This window comes from Parasphingomonas puruogangriensis (genome assembly GCF_036663635.1).
Taxonomy (GTDB): Bacteria; Pseudomonadota; Alphaproteobacteria; order Sphingomonadales; family Sphingomonadaceae; genus Sphingomonas.
Genome location: NZ_JAXOJI010000004.1, coordinates 306,286 through 323,761, shown reverse-complemented (window position 1 = coordinate 323,761; position 17,476 = coordinate 306,286). Strand labels below are relative to the sequence as shown.

At 64.3% G+C, this 17,476-nt stretch carries 15 protein-coding genes, 1 tRNA gene and 1 pseudogene; 7 read left to right on the top strand and 10 right to left on the bottom strand.

From position 1 onward, the window contains the following. The first annotated feature begins 97 nt into the window (after nt 1-97). Together U1739_RS12600 and aat are read left to right on the top strand one after the other, a co-directional pair. Entirely contained in the window at nt 98-811 is a 714-nt protein-coding gene (locus U1739_RS12600; protein ID WP_332708539.1) for a ParA family protein, read from the top strand. Beyond that, a complete protein-coding gene (gene aat / locus U1739_RS12595) occupies nt 808-1,581 on the top strand; it encodes a leucyl/phenylalanyl-tRNA--protein transferase (protein WP_332708537.1) in 774 nt (257 codons plus the stop codon). The genes U1739_RS12600 and aat overlap by 4 nt, the downstream gene beginning before the upstream one ends. A 35-nt stretch (nt 1,582-1,616) precedes the next feature. On the opposite strand, the pseudogene U1739_RS12590 reads toward aat, so the two are convergent. From U1739_RS12590 to U1739_RS12565, 6 genes and pseudogenes are all read right to left on the bottom strand, one after another. Beyond that, nucleotides 1,617-1,850 (bottom strand): annotated as a pseudogene (locus U1739_RS12590) (DUF2155 domain-containing protein); the annotation flags it as partial. 212 nt (nt 1,851-2,062) lie between these two features. Continuing rightward, a complete protein-coding gene (locus U1739_RS12585; RefSeq protein ID WP_332708535.1) occupies nt 2,063-2,455 on the bottom strand; it encodes an NADH:ubiquinone oxidoreductase subunit NDUFA12 in 393 nt (130 codons plus the stop codon). 835 nt (nt 2,456-3,290) lie between these two features. After that, on the bottom strand, nt 3,291-3,602 hold the full coding sequence (locus tag U1739_RS12580; RefSeq protein ID WP_332708533.1) for a YdeI/OmpD-associated family protein: 312 nt from the start codon (nt 3,600-3,602) through the stop codon (nt 3,291-3,293). A gap of 60 nt (nt 3,603-3,662) precedes the next feature. Continuing rightward, nucleotides 3,663-4,163, bottom strand: a complete 501-nt coding sequence (locus U1739_RS12575; RefSeq protein WP_332708531.1) for a DUF192 domain-containing protein — start codon at nt 4,161-4,163, stop codon at nt 3,663-3,665. Continuing rightward, the gene (locus U1739_RS12570) at nt 4,160-4,684 is read right to left on the bottom strand and encodes a cold-shock protein (protein WP_332708529.1); all 525 of its coding nucleotides are present in this window, start codon (nt 4,682-4,684) and stop codon (nt 4,160-4,162) included. Before U1739_RS12570 ends, U1739_RS12575 begins: the two co-directional genes overlap by 4 nt. Nucleotides 4,685-4,830: 146 nt before the next feature. Then, a complete protein-coding gene (locus U1739_RS12565) occupies nt 4,831-5,385 on the bottom strand; it encodes a regulatory protein RecX (RefSeq protein ID WP_332708527.1) in 555 nt (184 codons plus the stop codon). Nucleotides 5,386-5,494: 109 nt separating this feature from the next. On the opposite strand from U1739_RS12565, the gene U1739_RS12560 reads away from it, so the two are divergent. The 3 genes from U1739_RS12560 to U1739_RS12550 all read left to right on the top strand — a co-directional run bounded on the left by U1739_RS12560 (nt 5,495) and on the right by U1739_RS12550 (nt 9,870). After that, on the top strand, nt 5,495-7,255 hold the full coding sequence (locus U1739_RS12560; protein WP_332708525.1) for a fatty acyl-AMP ligase: 1,761 nt from the start codon (nt 5,495-5,497) through the stop codon (nt 7,253-7,255). Nucleotides 7,256-7,386: 131 nt separating this feature from the next. Further along, nucleotides 7,387-9,747, top strand: coding sequence for a putative bifunctional diguanylate cyclase/phosphodiesterase (locus U1739_RS12555; protein WP_443025553.1), 2,361 nt, complete (start codon nt 7,387-7,389; stop codon nt 9,745-9,747). A gap of 46 nt (nt 9,748-9,793) precedes the next feature. Then, nucleotides 9,794-9,870, top strand: a tRNA-Trp gene (locus tag U1739_RS12550). Between the two features lie 41 nt (nt 9,871-9,911). On the opposite strand, the gene U1739_RS12545 is transcribed toward U1739_RS12550, so the two are convergent. The 3 genes from U1739_RS12545 to U1739_RS12535 all read right to left on the bottom strand — a co-directional run bounded on the left by U1739_RS12545 (nt 9,912) and on the right by U1739_RS12535 (nt 14,400). Continuing rightward, nucleotides 9,912-11,042: a CehA/McbA family metallohydrolase gene (locus tag U1739_RS12545; protein ID WP_332708521.1), complete on the bottom strand. Its 1,131-nt coding sequence runs from the start codon at nt 11,040-11,042 to the stop codon at nt 9,912-9,914. Nucleotides 11,043-11,140: 98 nt separating this feature from the next. Then, nucleotides 11,141-13,648, bottom strand: coding sequence for a TonB-dependent receptor (locus tag U1739_RS12540; RefSeq protein WP_332708519.1), 2,508 nt, complete (start codon nt 13,646-13,648; stop codon nt 11,141-11,143). An 80-nt stretch (nt 13,649-13,728) separates the two neighbouring features. Further along, complete coding sequence (locus tag U1739_RS12535) at nt 13,729-14,400, bottom strand: TetR/AcrR family transcriptional regulator (RefSeq protein ID WP_332708517.1); 672 nt, start codon at nt 14,398-14,400, stop codon at nt 13,729-13,731. Between the two features lie 453 nt (nt 14,401-14,853). Between U1739_RS12535 and secE the strand changes: the two genes are divergently transcribed. Together secE and nusG are read left to right on the top strand one after the other, a co-directional pair. After that, entirely contained in the window at nt 14,854-15,057 is a 204-nt protein-coding gene (gene secE / locus U1739_RS12530) for a preprotein translocase subunit SecE (protein ID WP_332708515.1), read from the top strand. Nucleotides 15,058-15,061: 4 nt separating this feature from the next. Continuing rightward, entirely contained in the window at nt 15,062-15,598 is a 537-nt protein-coding gene (gene nusG / locus U1739_RS12525) for a transcription termination/antitermination protein NusG (RefSeq protein WP_332708513.1), read from the top strand. A 429-nt stretch (nt 15,599-16,027) separates the two neighbouring features. Here nusG and U1739_RS12520 read toward each other — a convergent pair whose 3' ends face one another. Continuing rightward, on the bottom strand, nt 16,028-17,386 hold the full coding sequence (locus U1739_RS12520) for an outer membrane protein assembly factor BamB family protein (protein ID WP_332708511.1): 1,359 nt from the start codon (nt 17,384-17,386) through the stop codon (nt 16,028-16,030). Nucleotides 17,387-17,476: the final 90 nt, after the last annotated feature.

The following is a 17,476-nucleotide window of genomic DNA, read 5'->3' as shown; positions in this document are numbered from 1 at the left end:
GCATAAGCAGGGTGAGTGACCAAAATCCGGGCGTTGTCTGCGGAACGACGCAGAGCATCGCCTTGCGCGCGCAACATTGCTGCGCCACGATGCCGGCATGTCCACGATCGCCATTTACAGCCTGAAGGGCGGCGTCGGAAAGACGACGCTTGCCGTCAACCTCGCTTGGGCGTCCGCGGCGCTGTCGTCGCGGCGCACCCTGCTCTGGGATCTCGATCCGCAGGCCGCGTCCAGCTACCTCCTGTCCGGCACGCGCGCCAAGGAACAGGCCCAGGCAGTGTTCGCGAAGGACCTGGAGCCGGACAAACTGATCCGGCGCACGGCGATCGAACGGCTCGATCTGCTCCCCGCCGATGCCTCGCTGCGCGGGCTCGATCTGCTGTTTCATCAGCTCGACAAGAAGAAGCGGCTGGCCAAATTGCTCACTGGCCTGGCCAAGAGCTACGATCGCATCCTGCTCGATTGCCCGCCGGGGCTCACCGAAACCAGCGATCAGGTGATGCGCGCCGCCGACCTGATCGTCGTGCCGGTGATCCCTTCGCCACTGTCCGAGCGCGCCTTTGCCGAGGTCGAGCGCCATCTCGGCGGCAAGGCCGAACTGCTCCCCGTCCATTCGATGGTCGACAAGCGCCGCTCGCTGCATGCCGAGGCGCTGGCCCGCCATCCGGACTGGCCGGTGATCCCGATGGCCAGCGTGATCGAATCGATGACCGTGCGGCGCGCACCAGTCGGCAGCTTCGCCGGCAAGTCGGCCGGCGGCGTGGCCTTCGCCGCGCTGTGGCAAGCGATCGAGCGCCGTCTCGCGTCATGACGCGCACGCCCAAACATGCTGCGTTCGATGTCGTGCCGCTCGATCCGCAGCTCGTGCTCGGGGCCTATTCGGTCGGCGTGTTCCCGATGGCCGATGCGCGCGATGCCGCCAGTATCTATTGGGTCGAGCCGAAAGAGCGCGCGATCCTGCCGCTCGATGCATTCCACCTATCGAAATCGCTGCGTAAGACGCTGGTCGCCAATCGCTTCCGCCTTACCGCCGACCAGGCCTTTCCCGACATCATCCAGCTCTGCGCCGAGGCCGCCGAGGACCGCCCCGACACCTGGATCAACCGCCAGATCGAACGCGTCTATCTCGAACTGCACGCGATGGGCTTCGCGCATTCGATCGAAGTGTGGGAGGGCGATCGCCTTGCCGGCGGCTTGTACGGCCTGTCGCTCGGGCGCGCCTTTTTCGGCGAATCGATGGTTAGCCGCGCGCGCGACGCCTCCAAGGTGGCGATTGCGGCGCTGGTTGCGCGGCTGCGCGTCGGCGGGTTCACGCTGCTCGACTGCCAGTTCATGACCGATCACCTCGCCTCTTTGGGCGCAATCGAAATCCCGCGTAGCGCCTATCTCGGGTCGCTGTCGGTGGCGATCGCTGGGGCGGTCGGCACCGGGGCGGATGCCGCCGGCGCGGCGGCAGGGGTCGGCGACTTCTTCGCGCTCGATCGCGGTGTCGCGGCACCGTCCGCCCCGCTCGCCCCGCTGACCGAATTCGGCCCGCCTTCCGGGAAAGTCATCGCGCAGCTCTTGGTCCACACGTCATAGACCGGGTGCGGCACGACGTTCAGGCCCGGCCGCTCCTTGTACAGCCAGCCCGAGAATACCCGCCGGAACTGTCGGTCGGCTCCTTGCACGTCGAGTTGCACGAACGCGCCGGTATAAGGTTGCTGTTCCCACGGCGCGGTGCGCTCGCACGCGCGCAGCCGTATCACGACATCGCCGACGCGCACTGCCTGGCCCGGCTTCAGCGTCACGTCGCGCGCGAGGCCATTGCGTTTGTTGAGCAACCCGATCACCGCGACGCGCTGCGCCATCGGCGTCGCCCCGAACGACGGATCGGCGCCACCCGACACATCGACCGTGGTCACGTCGGTCTGCACCGGCTCCTCGTCGAGCGCGGTGCGGATATCGGGGCGCGTATCGCTCGCCGCCGCCGCTGGGCGATCCTGCACCTGTTCATAGCCGAACCAGCCAGCCGCGCCGAGCCCGGCGACCAGCGCCGTCACGCCCAGCCAGCGCTGCAGATTCACGAATCTGGCGTCCAGGCTTCGTAGTCGCCGGTCGCAGCCGAGCGCTTCCCACCCTTTTCGAGCGCCCCCGCGGGCCGATAGGCGAGCGGCGTGCCGGTCATATTGGCCATTGCCGGCTGTTCCCACACGCGCGGCGCCGGCAGCGACCGATCGGGCAGATCATCGACCTGATGGTGCAGCCAGCTGAACCATTCGGGCGCGACGCGGCTGGCGTCATTGGCGCCATTATAGATCACCCAGCGCCGCGGATTGCCATTGGTGTCGCTGCCGCCCTGGTAATAGACGTTGCCCAGCGAATCCTCGCCGACCACGACCTTGCCGCGCAGGCCGAACCAGGTGCCGATCGTGGCCCCGTTCCACCAGGTGAATGGATTGAGATTGATGCCCATGCGCGCTCCAATAGCCGGGCGAGTGGGGCTCTGGCAATTCGTCAAATAAGGCGGCGACTCAGGATGCGATGGCGAATGTTGTGAATGTTGAGACGGTGACAGTGTTTTGCGCCGGATGCGCCGCGGAAGCGACACGAAAGCGACACCGGCGCGACACCTGGGCGGCATCGGCGCATGTCCTTATCGACGCGACGCGACGCGACAGGCACGCATATATGAGGAGGCACCTGCAGCCAAGCGCCACAGCACCAAGCGGCCATCCACGAAGCCTCTTGTCCGGATTTGCACAACGACAATATCAAAGATCGCGCGGATCATTCCAGACGAAATCCAACATTGCAAGGATGTCGCATTCTGGCGGTGAGCGGACCTTCGCCCCTATTCGTCACCCCGGGCTTGACCCGGGGTCCCGCTTCTATTCTTTTCGTGCAATGGGACGTCGTAGCCACTGGGTCTATATCATGGCAGATTGCTATTGAGGCGCGACGTATGCGGGCGTGACCGCCGACCTGCCAGCGCGAATCCCCCGGCACCGAGGCTACGATGGATCGGGCTGCTGCCGGCTTTATGGCCTGCACCGACTGGTTTGGGCCCGAACGCGCACCCTCGATCACCGATGCCATCGCGCAACGAGAAGCACCTCGAACTTTGGCGGCGCGAGTGGAAGTTCGCCTTGATCGAACGCAGCAATCTTGGGTGGCGAGACCTGTTCGAGACGTTGGGTTGAGCCAAAAGCGGGACCCCGGGTCAAGCCCGGGGTGACGGAGGTTGGGTCGCATCATGTCTGCTGTACGCGTTCCGGCCCGTCAGTTATTTCCCGTCGTCTGGAGCCAGCTTACCGGCGCTTGCCCTTCTGGTCGATCAACACCGCCTGTTGCCAGCGGCTCGGCGGCTTGTCGGTGCGGTGGATGCAGCCGGCCCAGCAGCACGGACGCTTCTTGCCCTCCAGCAATTCCTCTCGCGTTCGCGCGATGCGCCGTTCACGCGTTGTCGATTGCTTGGCGTCGTCCACCCAACAGATGAACTCATTGCGGCCCAGCGGCGTCAGGCTTTCCCACAGCGATAGGATTGCAGGATCAGAGCGCAGCGCGGCTTGCAGATCATCGCCGGCTTGATGGACCGTGCCGTGAGGAAAAGCTGCCGCCACGAACATCTCCGACCAACATTATGCTTCAGAACGAGCCATCGGCGCGCTTGGGGAGCCCGGTCACTCAGCCTTCGGACCACCCGGCCAACTGACGCTGTCCCCCTCGCCGATCCCCAGCTCGCTTGCCCTTCCACCGTTCAACTCGAGCACCGCTGCGACCGGTTCGCCCGATGGCACCGGTGTTTCGGAGAATGGCACGGTATTCTCCGCGATTCGAGCGATCGTGCCGTCGGCGCGGATGAAGATGATGTCGAGGCTGCTGGGCGTGTTCTTCATCCAGAAGCTCGCTTCGCGTGGCCCCCCGCCCGCCGCCGGATAGGGCGCGAACAGCATGCCCGCATCCTTGGGAATGTTGGTGCGGAACATCAGGCCTTTTTCCTGCTGCTCTGGCGTCTTGGCGAGTTCCACCACGAATGCATGCACGCCGCTGGCGCTCTTGATGGTCAGCGGCAACTTGCCCTGCGCGGCATCGCTCGCCGACACGGCGTCGCTCGGCTTGCAGGCTGACGTCAGCAGCGCGCCGCCCAGCGCCAGGGCGATGATCAGACGGCGAACGATCATTCTATCTCCTCGACCGCGACCTCGACCGCCAGCGGCCCCTTGCGCCCATCGACCACGCGCGCGCGCAGCGCCTGGCCCGGCGCCACTTCGGCGAGGCCAGCGCGGCGCAGCGTTTCCATATGCACGAAGATATCCGCCGAATCGCTATCGCGCACCAGGAAACCATAGCCTTTCAGCCGATTGAACCATTTGATCGTCACGCCTTCGAACGGCCCGGCCTGATCGAGCAGCCCGGTGGGATCGATCCGGTCGCTCTGCGGGCGTGGCCGCACCGGCGGTTCCACCGCATTGCTGAGATCGATCGACAGGATCTCGGTCGCCTGCAGCCCACGGTCCCGCGCGGCGGCATAGCATTCGATCCGCGTACCCTCGGGCAGGCTGCGCCGCCCATGCGGCTGCAGCACCGAGAAATGGATCAGGATGTCACCGACATCAGGCTCGTCGCCGACCACGAAGCCGAAGCCGCGCGTCACGTCGAACCATTTCAACGTACCGGCATAGCGCCGTGCCCCCGGAGACACGTCCCCGGGTGGTTCCGCCGCAACCGGCTCATCAGATCGGCCCCCATCAGCCGGCTGCGCGCTACTACGCATACGTCAATTCCCCCGAAACGGTTCTTAGCACGGCTAACCCCCAGGGAAAAAGGGTTTTGCGACACGGTCGCAATTCAATTGTCGGACAGATCATCGGTGGCCTCGCCCGGGGCCATCGTGGCGATGCGCCGCGACAGCGTGAAATCGTGTCCGCCGCGGATCATCATGCCGATCTGCTTCTCGCGCAAGGCCTTGTCCGGCGTTGTCAGCGCGAACGGACCGATGCGCTTTTTGCGTGCGAAGGTCAGCGCGGCCTGCACCGATCGGTCTTCGATTCCTGCCGCCAGCGTTGCGGCATCATCCTCGCCGATGCCCGCCTGGCGAAACGCCACGCTCACCCGCCGCCGGCCTAGCCCGCGCCGCGCCATGGCCGTGGCGCGCGCCTCGCCAAACGCCAAATCGTCGATATAGCCGAGTTCCGCCATCTTCTCGGCCAGCGCCGCCGGGTCGGCCGCCCCCCCGTCCCACCCGCGTTCGCGGATCTTGCGGCGCAGATAGTCAGTCAATTTCCCGCGCGTCGTGGCGAACCGCTCGACATAGCGCAACGCCAGGCGATCGAGCGCGGCGGCGTCCAGTGGCGGCGGCGGACGGCGCTCCTTCGGCGCGGCTCGGGATGGGCGTGGCGGCATGCGCCATCATTGTGCCACAGTCGGAACGGATTTTGAACGTGTACGGATCGTATCGGGGTACGTATCCGAAATAGCGACGGGATCAACCGTCACCAAGGGCGCAGGAATAATGACGATAGACGTTTTGCAGCAGGACGAGCGAACGGCAGCGCTAGTCGCCACGCCGACCGCGGATTCGTTGCCGCGGCGTTTCGCCGATTTCGACACGCTGGGTGCGGCGATGGATTACGCCGCCACCGGCGCCCGCGGATTGAATTTTCACGATGCGCGCGGCACGCTGGTGCGCGCCTACCCGTTCCGCGAGATGCGCCAGGATGCGCTGGCCATGGCGCGTCGCCTGGTCGCCGCCGGCGTCACTCCCGAGGACCGCATTGCCTTGGTCGCCGAGACGGGTGCGGAATTCGCCGCCTTGTTCTTCGGCGTGATCTATGCCGGTGCCTGGCCGGTGCCGCTGCCGCTGCCGACCTCGTTCGGCGGCAAGGATTCCTATATCGAGCAGCTGCGCGTCCAGCTTTCCAGCTGCGATCCGACCATGTTGGTCTATCCCCCCGAGCTGGCCGAAATGGCCGGCGCCGCGGCCCGCGCGGCCGGCGTCGAGGGCATCGACTGGGCCGAATTCGCCGAGCGTGGCGCGCCCGACGTCGCGTTGCCGCAAGCGCGCGGCGAGGACGTGGCCTATCTGCAATATTCCAGCGGCTCGACGCGCTTCCCGCACGGCGTCGCCATCACCCACCACGCCTTGCTCAACAATCTTGCCGCCCACAGCCACGGCATGGAAGTGGTCGACAGCGATCGCTGCGTGTCGTGGCTGCCCTGGTATCACGACATGGGGCTAGTCGGCTGCTTCCTGTCGCCGGTCGCCAACCAGGTGTCGACCGACTATCTCAAGACCGAGGATTTTGCCCGCCGCCCGCTCGCCTGGCTCGATCTGATCAGCCGTAACGAGGGCACCACGCTCTCTTACTCGCCAACCTTCGGCTACGATATCTGCGCGCGCCGCATTTCCACGCAGATCAAGGCCGGCGATCGTTTCGATCTGTCGCGCTGGCGTGTCGCGGGCAATGGCGCCGATATGATCCGCCCCGACGTGATGCAGAGCTTCGTCGACGCCTTTGCCGATGCCGGGTTCAAGGCGAGCGCCTTCCTGCCGAGCTACGGCCTGGCCGAAGCGACGCTCGCCGTATCGATCATGCCGCCGGGCGAAGGCATCCGTGTCGAGCTGGTCGAGGAAACGCAGCTTTCGGGTGTCGCTGCGGGGCAGGATCGCCCGCAGCGTTTCCGCGCGATCGTCAATTGCGGCAAGCCGGCGCGGGACATGACGATCGAAATCCGCGAGGAAGACGGCACGCCGCTGCCCGAGCGTGCGATCGGCAAGGTATGGTGCACTGGCCCGTCGCTGATGGTCGGCTATTTCCGCGACGAGGCGGCCACCGCAGCGTGCATGGCTGATGGCTGGCTCGACACCGGCGATATGGGGTATTTGTCGGACGGCTATATCTACATCGTCGGCCGCGCCAAGGACATGATCATCGTCAACGGCCGCAACCATTGGCCGCAGGATATCGAATGGGCGGTGGAGCAGCTGCCCGGCTTCAAGGCCGGCGATATCGCGGCGTTCGCGATTACGACACCCGGCGGCGAAGAGACCCCCGCCGTATTGGTGCAATGCCGCAGTTCGGACGATGCCGAGCGCATCCGCCTGCGTGAGGAAATCCGTGAGCGCGTGCGCTCGGTCACCGGCATGAACTGCGTGATCGAGTTGATCCCGCCGCGCACCCTGCCCCGCACCAGTTCGGGCAAGCTGAGCCGCGCCAAGGCGCGTAACCTGTATCTCAGCGGTGACATCAAGCCCTACGATATTGCCGCTTAACGTCCTTCGCCGCCCGTCATCGTGACTTTGGTCAGGATGACGGGCTCGAGGCTGCCACTTGCCGCGCGAATAATCGCCCCGAAACGACCTGCATTCTAACCATCCGCTAACCAGCGTGACGGTATGATGCCGTGGTGAAGAGCCCACCGACCTCCCAGTTCGCCCGCCCGCGCATTGATGCGCGCGCCTTGCTCGGCCTGTACGATCCCGCCGACACCACCGACTGGGGCCCGATTCGCGCTGCGCAGCTCAATGCCGGTTCACAGCTCGCGTTGTTCATGCTTGCCGCAAATCTGGTCGCCACGGCCGTGGTCGCCTTGCTGCTCGCACCCCTGATGCCGTTATGGGCGGTCGCATGCTGGGGCGCGCTGACCGCGGCGGTCGCGACGATGGTCGGTTTCCGACGCCTCGCCGCGCGCCACCGCGCTGACACCACGGCAACGCTTGGCGACGTGCGCGCGACGGTGCTCGATGGCGTCGCGCTCGCCGCGATATGGTCGATCCCGCCGCTCGCCGTCGGGCTGAGCGCCGATATCAGCGCCGCCTTCGGCCTGTGGGTCGTGCTGTCGATCCTGATGACCGCATCTGCCGTGGCGATGGCCGCCCTGCCGCTGGCCACGATGAGCTTCCTGCTGATCCTCGGCACCGCCGTGGCGGCGATGTCGTGGAGCGTCATCGGCCCGCTATTCGGCGCGGCCATCCTGCTGTTCACGGCCTTGCTGCTGATCGGCTGCTTCTCGCGCGGTCGTGCGCTGGTGGTCATTCGGGCTGGCGAGATCGCGCTGGCCGAACGGGATCAGACGGTCAGCCTGCTGCTGCGCGAATTCGAGGATCACAGCGCCGATTGGCTGTGGGAGACGGATGCCCAGCGCCGCATCGTCCGTGCCTCGCCGCGGTTCGCCCAGTCGGTCGGGCTCGATCCTGCAGTGGTCAACGGCATGTCGTTCCTGCAAGTGCTTGCCGGATCAACCTGGGAGGCGGGCAATTTCGCCCCCGGGCTGCGTCTGCTGGCCGAGAAACTGAAGGGCCGCGAGCCGTTCCGCGATCTCGTGCTCGCCGTGACGGTCGGCGATGAGGAGCGGTGGTGGTCGATCGCCGCCTCGCCGCGGCACGACGAAGGCGGCGGGTTCATCGGTTTTCGCGGCGTCGGCTCCGACGTGACCGAGCAGCGCGCCTCGAACGACAAGATCAACCGCATGGCGCGCTTCGATGCGCTGACCGGCCTGCCCAACCGGCTGCTGATCAACGAAGGGCTCGGCCGCGCCATGGCCGAGGCCGACAAATGGGGCAGCAAATGCGCCTTCATGATGATCGATCTCGATCGCTTCAAAGCCATCAACGACACGTTGGGCCATCCAATCGGCGACCGTTTGCTTGGCCGCGTGTCGGAACGGCTCGGGCAGCTCGTGACCGATAACGAGATGATCGGGCGGCTCGGCGGCGACGAATTCGCCGTCGTGGTGAGCGATGCCGGGCCGCGGGGGCGGCTCGATCAGCTCGCCCGCGCGATCATCGACACGCTGTCCCGCCCGTATGAGATCGACGCGCACACCTTGTTCATCGGCGCCAGCATCGGCATCGCGGTCGGCCCGCGCGACGGGCGCACGGCGGAGATGCTGATCCGCTCCGCCGATCTCGCGCTGTATCGCTCGAAGGACGCCGGCGGCGGCACGTTCCATTGCTACGAGCCGCAGCTCCACGTGCAGGCCGAGGAACGCCGCGTGCTGGAACTCGCGCTGCGCCAGGCGGTCGGCAATGGCGAGATGCATCTCAACTACCAGCCGGTGGTGGATGCCGGCAGCGGCGCGCTGACCGGGTTCGAGGCGCTGCTGCGCTGGACGCACCCCGAACTCGGCGTGATCCCCCCGGCCAAATTCGTGCCGCTGGCCGAAGAAGCCCGGATGATCGCGCCGATCGGCGAATGGGTGTTGCGCAGCGCCTGCGCGGAAGCGGTCCGCTGGGCCTGCCCGGTGCGCGTCGCGGTCAATGTCTCGCCCGAGCAGTTGCACAACCCTGCCTTCGTCGCCGTCGTCGCCTCCGCGCTGGCCAATAGCGGCCTGCCGGCCGAACGGCTCGAGCTCGAAGTGACCGAAAGCGTGTTCATGCGCGAAGGCACCTGCGCGACGCGCGTGCTCGAACAGATCCTCGATCTCGGCGTGCGCCTCAGCCTGGACGATTTCGGCACCGGCTACAGTTCGCTCGGCTATCTCAGCCGCACGCGTTTTTCGTCGATCAAGATCGATCGCAGCTTCGTGACCCAGGCGGCGCGCGGCGGGCCCGAGGCCATCGCCATCATCCGCGCCGTGGTGGCGCTTGCCCAAAGCCTGGGCATGGCGACGACCGCCGAGGGCGTCGAGACCGAGGACGAGCATCGCATGGTGCAGACCCTTGGTTGCTCCAAGGCCCAGGGCTATTATTTCGGCCGTCCGCTGCCCGCCGACGAAGCCCGCGCCATTGCCGATCGGGCGCAGGATTCGGCGGCCGCCGCCTAACGCCGCTTGCGGAGTGCAAAAGGGGGGGGTATGGGCGGGGCTTCGTAGGGGTGTAGCTCAGTTGGTTAGAGCGTCGGTCTCCAAAACCGAAGGCCCTCGGTTCGAGTCCGAGCTCCCCTGCCATTTGTAATCGCCGATTTAGACAGACTTGCGTCGCTATCGCGTCAGAAGTCGGGATCGAAATTGAAGTAGATCGGGTTCGACAGCGCGATCATCTTGCCGCTCAGCACGGTCGAGACCGGGACTTGCGGATACGGCGTTTGCGGCCCTTCGACCTCGACGCGGTAATAGCTCCGTCCGGTCGCTGCCGGCAGGTCGCTAAACGACACCGTGTTGTTCGCCGGATTCGTATCATACGCGCCGAACGGATCGCCATTCTTGATCACGCGGACGTGATACACCGCACCGGGCACGCCGCCGCCCACCAGGCGCACCTGGAACACGACCGGCTTGCCGGTCGGGCGGGCATTGTCGCCCATCATCATGTCGGGGCGCCCGTCGCCGTCGCGGTCGGCGGTCAGCTCGACGCGCGGGTCGAAGGGATTGGCGCTGATCGAGACGCGGCCGTTGGTCAGCGCATCGACGACGCCCTTCGCGTCACGCGTCTTGGCGAACACCCAGGTGGTCGGCGTGCCGACGTAATTGGCGCTGCGTTGGCCCGTGTTAGGCGACTTCTGCGCCGGCGTATCGGGCGTCCCGTGATGCGAATCGCTGCCGCCGCGGGCCGTGAGCTTGCGCCCCGATTTGAGCATATCGTCCCAGATCATCACCGCGGCGGCGTTGGTCGGCCACACCGCCGAATTCCACACTTCAAGCGAATCGAGCAGATCGAAGCTAAAGCCGAAATGATCCTTACCAGCCGGGTGATTGCCTGAGAGATGAATGCCGAGGGACTTTTTGACCGCGAGGATTTTGGCATCGCGCGCGTCGCGCACGTCGAACAGCCGTTGATGATCATAGGGCCTGGCCGCGAAGACGTTGGCATGGCCGCGCTCGGTGGTCCATTCGGCGCCGTACAAGAGGATCACCGACTTGGACTTGAATTCGGGATCGCTCCAGGTGTGGTGCGCGACGTCGCCTGCGACATGGTTGTCGTGATCGGTGATGCCGAGATAGTCGATGCCGGTATCCTCGGCGAACTTGATGATCTTCGCCTCGGGATTGTTGGTCGAATCCTTGCTGTGGCGCGAGTGCAGATGCAGGTCGCCCTTGAGCCATTGCCCTTCGGCCAGGCTGGCCACCGGCGGGATGCGCGGTGCGGCGCCGGGTGCGGCAAAGAGCGGGGTCTGCGCCATGACAAGCGCCAGCAGAGAGAGACGAACGCGCACAACAAGGTCCTTTCGAAGCATAAGGCGGGGCGCGGCATGCCCTCGCATGCCGCGCCCCGGCCGGATCAGAAGCGGTAGGTGAGCGAACCGCGGAAGTTGCGCTGGTACAGCGAACTGCCAATGTAGACCGACTGACCGGCCTCCGTATTGTCGATCGTGCCCGCGCGCGGATTGCCGTTGACCAGACCGAACGCGTTAGTGACGTTGGCGACGATCAGGCCGAATTGCAGCTTGGGCGTGATGGTGAATTGCGCGCTAAGATCGACCGACCAATATGCCGGCAGCCGAATCTGATTGGCGACGTCGGTATAGATCGAGCCGACATGATTGATGTCAGACTGCAACCGCACCTTGCTGTCGAACAGCGTGACGCCGGGCGTGATGCGGAACGTGTTGTCGGGAACGCCGATAACCCGGTTATGCGAATAATCGGTCAGCACGCCGGCGCTGTTGGTGTAGACGAATTTGCTGAAGCGGTTCCGCTGCCAGGTCCACGACGCGTGCAGATCGAACCAGTCGGTCGGGCGCCAGATGCCTTCGATTTCGGCACCCACCGTCTTGGTGTCGCCATAGACCGTCACCGGCGACAACAAGCCAGAGGCGAGCCGCTGATAATCGCTGATCGCATAGCTGTTGTAGATCGTGCGGAAGCCGGTCGCATACAGATCGACCTTACCGCGCGAATATTTGATGCCCCCCTCGGTCATGTTGAGCGTCTGCACGACCGGGCTCGCATTGGCGTTGGTGATGAAGCTTGAGACGGACGGCAGACGGAACGTATCGGTATAGCGGACGAACGCCCCGAAGAACGGCCGGACCTGATAATTGGCCGCCGCCGTCCAGCCGACATGATCATATTTGCGCGAGAATGGCGTGAATACCCCCGTGCCCACCCCGACCGAGTCATCCGCCGACGTGGCGCTCTGGCCAAGATTGACTTTCTTGGTGCCCTCGACCTGCCCCTGCGTCTTGATCTGTTCGTAGCGGACGCCGCCCTCGAGCCGGAACTTGTCGGTGATCTGCCATTCGTCGCTGCCATAGACCGCGATATTGTCGGAGGTGCCGCTGGCATTGGCGTATTCCGCGCCATATTGGACCACACCATTGTCGGTGAACTTGTACAGCTTGCTGCCGTTGGCGGCCAGCAGATAGGCGTCGAGCACCTTCGCATGGTCCGTGACGTCGGTCAGCACAGCCGCGCTTAGCGCCTGATAGCTTTCGTCTTCACGCGCATAATAGACGCCGAGCGCCAAATTGTGCGTACCGAGCAGATGCACCTTGCCGACAAAACGCGTGTCGGTGATGAATTCATCGAGCGGCACGGTGTGCGTGCGCGCCAGATCCACGAGCGCCAGGCCGTTGCCGTTCTGGCCGGCGAGATCGAATGCCGCACCGCTGTCGCGATAGAACAGGCCGAGCGACTGACCCGTGCCCACCGCCTTGCCGTACGTGCTGGCGAGGAACGCGCTGGCCGCGGCGACGCTGTACGGCGTCACGCTGTTGCGCTGCGTCCAGCTCTCCCGATAGCGCACATTCTGTTCGATCTTGAACGCATCCGAAATGTCGTAATGTCCCTGGAAGCTGAGCTGGGTCAGCTTGACGGTGCTACCGACACCATTGTCGAAACCGACCGTGCCACCCGGGGTGAGGAAGTCGAAATAGCGCGTGTAGGGACCGACGACATTGTCGACCTTGTTGTCGAGGCCGGCGACATTGGTCGGCTCGCCAGCGGCATTGCCGGCATAGATGCCGCCGCCCCAATAGCCGACGCGCTCGTCGATCCGTTTGATCCCGAAGGTGACCCCGCCGCGGTCGAAGTCTTTCGAGACATTGAGGCGGATCTGGCCGCCCTCATCCTGGCGGTAGCCGGAATTGTGCGGGCCATCCGACAGGCGGTAATAGCCACCGGTGAAGAAGTTCCAGCCGGTCGCGCCGATCGGCCCGCCGATCCAACCGTCGAGGCGATGCGAATCGTAGCTCGACACTTCATAGCGGGCGAGCGCCTCGAGCGTATCGCCGCCCTTGCGCGTGATGAAGTTGATCGCGGCGCCCGGCGCGTTGGAATAGAAGATCGCCGACGGGCCACCCCGCACGACTTCGATCCGCTCGACGCTCTGATCGACGCGCAACGACTGGTCGCCGTTTAGCCAGCCCAGGCCGGGATCGCCCTGCACCGGGATGCCGTCCTCGAGCAGCGCGACGGTCTGATAGCCGTCGCTCGGAATGCCGCGCACGCGCACCCCGCCGGAGACTTCACCCGAGGTCGGGGCGCTGTAGAAACCAGGCACCTGCTTGAGCGCTTCGGCGACGCCGATCGGCGCGCGAATGCGCAGATCCTCGTCCGAGATGGTCGAGATCGCGTAGCTCGTTTCGACCTTGCGCTGGCGCGACGTGCCGGCGCGACCGGTGACGATGATGTCATCGCCGTCGCTACCCTGAGCATCGTCCAGCGCCACCGCCGGCGTCGTGGCGGCATCAGCCTGGCTCTGCTGCGCGAAAGCCGGCGTGGTGATCGCGGTGCTGGCCAATAAGGTGGCGACCAGCGCCGACCGGTGAACGAGAGAATGGATCATTATGCGCCCCAACAGATTTGTGTCGGAGGGGCCTATGGTAGTTGTTGATATCGTTTTTATGACAATCGGGAAATAGTTGTTCAAGCCTCGATCGACGGCGCGACGGCGACCGCCGCGCCGCCAGCGGCCGCGGGGGGCGCCTTGGCGAGATCGGGGTGATAATATAGCGATCGGAAGACATAGGTCAGATCTTCGAACACCGCTTCGCGCGCGTCGCCATCTTCCTTGAGCATCTCATCGACCGAATAGGCGATCTCGACCGCCAGCCGCGTGCGCCGGCGCACGCGATCGCGCGGCACGCCGGGCAGGTACGGCATGTAGATGTCGGTCATCAGATCGGTCACGAAGTGATGCGAGGCAAGCCGCACGTGCGCGAGCCGCGGCACGGCCCGCAACGCGCGCATGATCCAGATCGCCCCCGGCTGCTGCCCCGTGATCGCATCCATCTCCCGCACGAGATCGCCGATATGATCGACCAGCACGTCGTAGCCGGCGTCGCGATAGCGCTCGACCCAGCGGGTCAACGCTTCGTTCTGGCGCTGCATCAGCCGTTCCGCCAGCGCCTCGATCACAGCATATTTGTCGTCGAAATAGCGATAGAAAGCCGGCGCGGTCAGGCCCGCGCGCTGGACGATCAGATTGGACGAAATGCGCTCGACCCCGACCTCTTCGAGCAACGTTTCTGCCGCCCCCAGCAACAGCTCGTAGGTCCTGCGAGACCGCTCCTGCATCGGCTTGCGATGGTTACTCAACCTGCCCTCCCCCTGCGACATCCGGCCGATATCTGGCCGATCCCCGAGCGTAGCATGTCATGGTGAAGGAGCAGCGGCAACGCAGTATCGATTACTATCGTTCTACATGGCCTGACGCGCGGTTCTGAAACGGCCTCGCGGCCCCGCCAGCACTTCGGTGCACGGCGATGGCGGCGTGCGGCGACCGTGCGCAAGCTCGGCATCCGGCGTATCGGCTGAGGCGCGCGGGCGGGCGGCCCAGCCTGTTCTTCCGCCAGGACGTTCGAATCTTATCGCGATGGCCGGCCACTTGCCCGCCGTGACCCTGCGCTTGCGTTCGCCGCGCCACATCGCTAGATGCATGACCCATCCGATAGCGAGGATGAGACTTTCGCCGGTTCCCGCCCCTCGCGGAACCGGTTGGCGGTCTCTGCCCCTTGTGCATGCGGCATTTTTAGAAACGGGTTACAGCACGTGGCGAAAACGACACCGATCGAGTTCATCCGTCAGGTCCAGGCCGAGACCAAGAAGGTCGTCTGGCCGAGCCGCAAGGAAACCGTGATGACCGCCGTGATGGTGATGATCATGACGACGATCCTGGCGATCTTCTTCTTCGGCATCGACAAGATGTTCGACGGGATCGTCAAGCTACTGCTGTCGCTCGCTACCAAGGGTTGAGATCATGTCGCGCTGGTACATCATTCACGCTTATTCCGGCTTCGAGGGCAAGGTCCGCGACGCGATCATGGCCGAAGCGACCCGCATGGGGCTCGAGCAACTGGTCGAGCAGATCGAAGTCCCGACCGAGACGATCACCGAAGCCCGCCGCGGCAAGAAGATCGCGGTCGAGCGCAAGTTCATGCCGGGCTATGTGCTGGCCAAGCTGAACATGAACGACGACGTCTATCACTTGGTCAAGAACACGCCGAAGGTGACCGGCTTCCTCGGCAGCATGGGCAAGCCCCAGCCGATCAGCGAGGCCGAGGCCGCGCGCATGCTCAACAGCAAGGAAGAAGCTGCCGCGGCGCCGAAGCAGAAGATGAAGGTCGATTACGAGATCGGCGATTCGGTAAAGGTGCTGGACGGCCCCTTCGCGAGCTTCAACGGCATCGTCGAGGAACTCGATTTCGACCGCAGCCGGGTCAAGGTTTCGGTGTCGATCTTTGGGCGTGCGACGCCGGTGGAACTGGAATTCGAACAGGTCGAGCGCGCCAAGTAAGGCTGCTCCTTATTTGGCGATCGCACCCGATTAGCGAAAGCTAATCTTGAGACAGAATCGGGTCGTCCGTCCCCCGGATGGACTGAAACAGCCGGAGGCTGTTTCACCCGATGCTCTCGACCGGACGGCGGGTCGGCCCCGCCGAACCTGTCCGACGCCATGGCGCGTGCTTTTGCCCACGCCTACCGCGAGGCAACGCCCACCCCCCCGACCTATTAGGGCAATGCTGTGGTATCCACTCCATCCGCGTGGTGATGGAAACCCAAGCCTGCCGCGCCGTGGCCGCCCCCGCCCCCGCAGATGCCGGTAACGGGGCACATGCGGCGACGGGGGCAGGATCTGTTGTATTCGGGAAGAATGTCACTCCGCGGATTTAACGCCATGCTCAATTTGTCCCTGTATCAAGCGGCCGCTGTATCCCCGCAGGCATCATTTCAGCTTAACGGCATGCAGCCCGGTCGCGGTAGAAATAATCAGGTAATTGTCTGGCGTAACGGCCAGGGAGCCGCCGTATGACGTCTTCCATACGACCGGGAAGTTGCTCTTGCCCAAGTCGACCGCAAACGTGGTGGTAGCGCTCGACACGAACAAATGGCTGTTGGACACCACCACGTTACTCGTAAGATTGCCGGGCTCGCCAACGTCGATTGAACCGGCCAACAGACCGGTCGACACGTCTATCAGGTCGACGATCGTACTGGAGGAACGAACGGCGTAAAGCCGGTCGCCGCGAACGGCGGGTTGGCCGGTATAACTGTAGCCCGTACGCCACAACGGCTTGTCGCTGCCAATCGAAAAGGCCGCAATTGGAAGCGAGTCACCGCGCGAATAATTATCCGTGAAGGTAAATATGTGGCCGTTTTCATCAAGCATGGGCGCGCCGACATACTCACCAGAGTAGCTTAATCCGTTCTTCGAAAAGAATGGGTTCTGTATGGATTTAACCACTACGCCGCTTCGGGTGAGCACCACCAGCGAGCCAGCTTTGAAGAAATAGACATAATTTTGGTCTACGGCGACGCTTTCGCCTTGCATGACATAGCCACCATATTGACCGACCGCCTCGGTGCGCCACAGTCTGTCGCCGGTGGCGGCGTTCGCGTTGTATACGACGTTGCCATAGTAGCCCGCGGCAAAGAACAGCTCATCACCCACCGGTGTCAAAACGCTGCCGTTACTGAACTGTGCGTCATAGGTCGGCGTGCTGATATACCCGCCGGTGGTCGCGCTGATCACCTGCAGGGGGGAAGCGGTTGACGTCGAATTCGGTGTCATGGATGCGATCCGATTATTGGCATAAGATGGGCCGAATGGGTGGGCATTGTAGCCAAATCCGCCCGCGCCCAGATCGAATCCCCAGATCGCAGACCCGTTCGCCGTCGAAATGGCGCGTGTGTAAACATGGCCATCCGCCTGCACGACATTGTAGAACACGCTGCCCGATCGTGCCGCAACCTCGCTAGGCGGATTTGGCGTCGCGATGGTCCAAGCATCAGTAAAGCTGGCCGCCGCGAAACTGGCCCGAACATAGCCTGTATGCGCGGGATCGCGCTGAAAGGTGGACCAATTGGCGTCGGCAACGATCGGCGTCGGAGGAAGAGTGGTCGTCGGCGTTGGTGTCGGCGTAGGAGTGGGGGTGGGTGTGGGCGTCGGCGTGGGGGTAGGTGTCGGGGCGGGGGTAGGTGCCGGCGTCGTGCCCCCCGCGCCGCCGCCGGTTGATCCTCCGCCACCGCCGCATGCGCTGAGCAACAATAGTAAAGCAAGTGTCGATAGCGCTGATTGTTTCATATGCCCCCCAAGAATACGAAAAAATTCGAATTCTTGAAATTACTAGTATCCGTAGGATCATGTCGCAAGCGCCTCGACAATATTGTCGAC

What these genes read in the sequence shown, in the direction of transcription:
- aat (WP_332708537.1), top strand. Translation starts at nt 808, where the DNA reads ATGACGCGCACGCCCAAACATGCTGCGTTCGATGTCGTGCCGCTCGAT.
- U1739_RS12600 (WP_332708539.1), top strand. Translation starts at nt 98, where the DNA reads ATGTCCACGATCGCCATTTACAGCCTGAAGGGCGGCGTCGGAAAGACG.
- U1739_RS12540 (WP_332708519.1), bottom strand. Translation starts at nt 13,648, where the DNA reads ATGATCCATTCTCTCGTTCACCGGTCGGCGCTGGTCGCCACCTTATTG.
- U1739_RS12585 (WP_332708535.1), bottom strand. Translation starts at nt 2,455, where the DNA reads ATGGGCATCAATCTCAATCCATTCACCTGGTGGAACGGGGCCACGATC.
- U1739_RS12565 (WP_332708527.1), bottom strand. Translation starts at nt 5,385, where the DNA reads ATGCCGCCACGCCCATCCCGAGCCGCGCCGAAGGAGCGCCGTCCGCCG.
- nusG (WP_332708513.1), top strand. Translation starts at nt 15,062, where the DNA reads ATGTCGCGCTGGTACATCATTCACGCTTATTCCGGCTTCGAGGGCAAG.
- U1739_RS12560 (WP_332708525.1), top strand. Translation starts at nt 5,495, where the DNA reads ATGACGATAGACGTTTTGCAGCAGGACGAGCGAACGGCAGCGCTAGTC.
- U1739_RS12545 (WP_332708521.1), bottom strand. Translation starts at nt 11,042, where the DNA reads ATGGCGCAGACCCCGCTCTTTGCCGCACCCGGCGCCGCACCGCGCATC.
- U1739_RS12520 (WP_332708511.1), bottom strand. Translation starts at nt 17,386, where the DNA reads ATGAAACAATCAGCGCTATCGACACTTGCTTTACTATTGTTGCTCAGC.
- U1739_RS12575 (WP_332708531.1), bottom strand. Translation starts at nt 4,163, where the DNA reads ATGATCGTTCGCCGTCTGATCATCGCCCTGGCGCTGGGCGGCGCGCTG.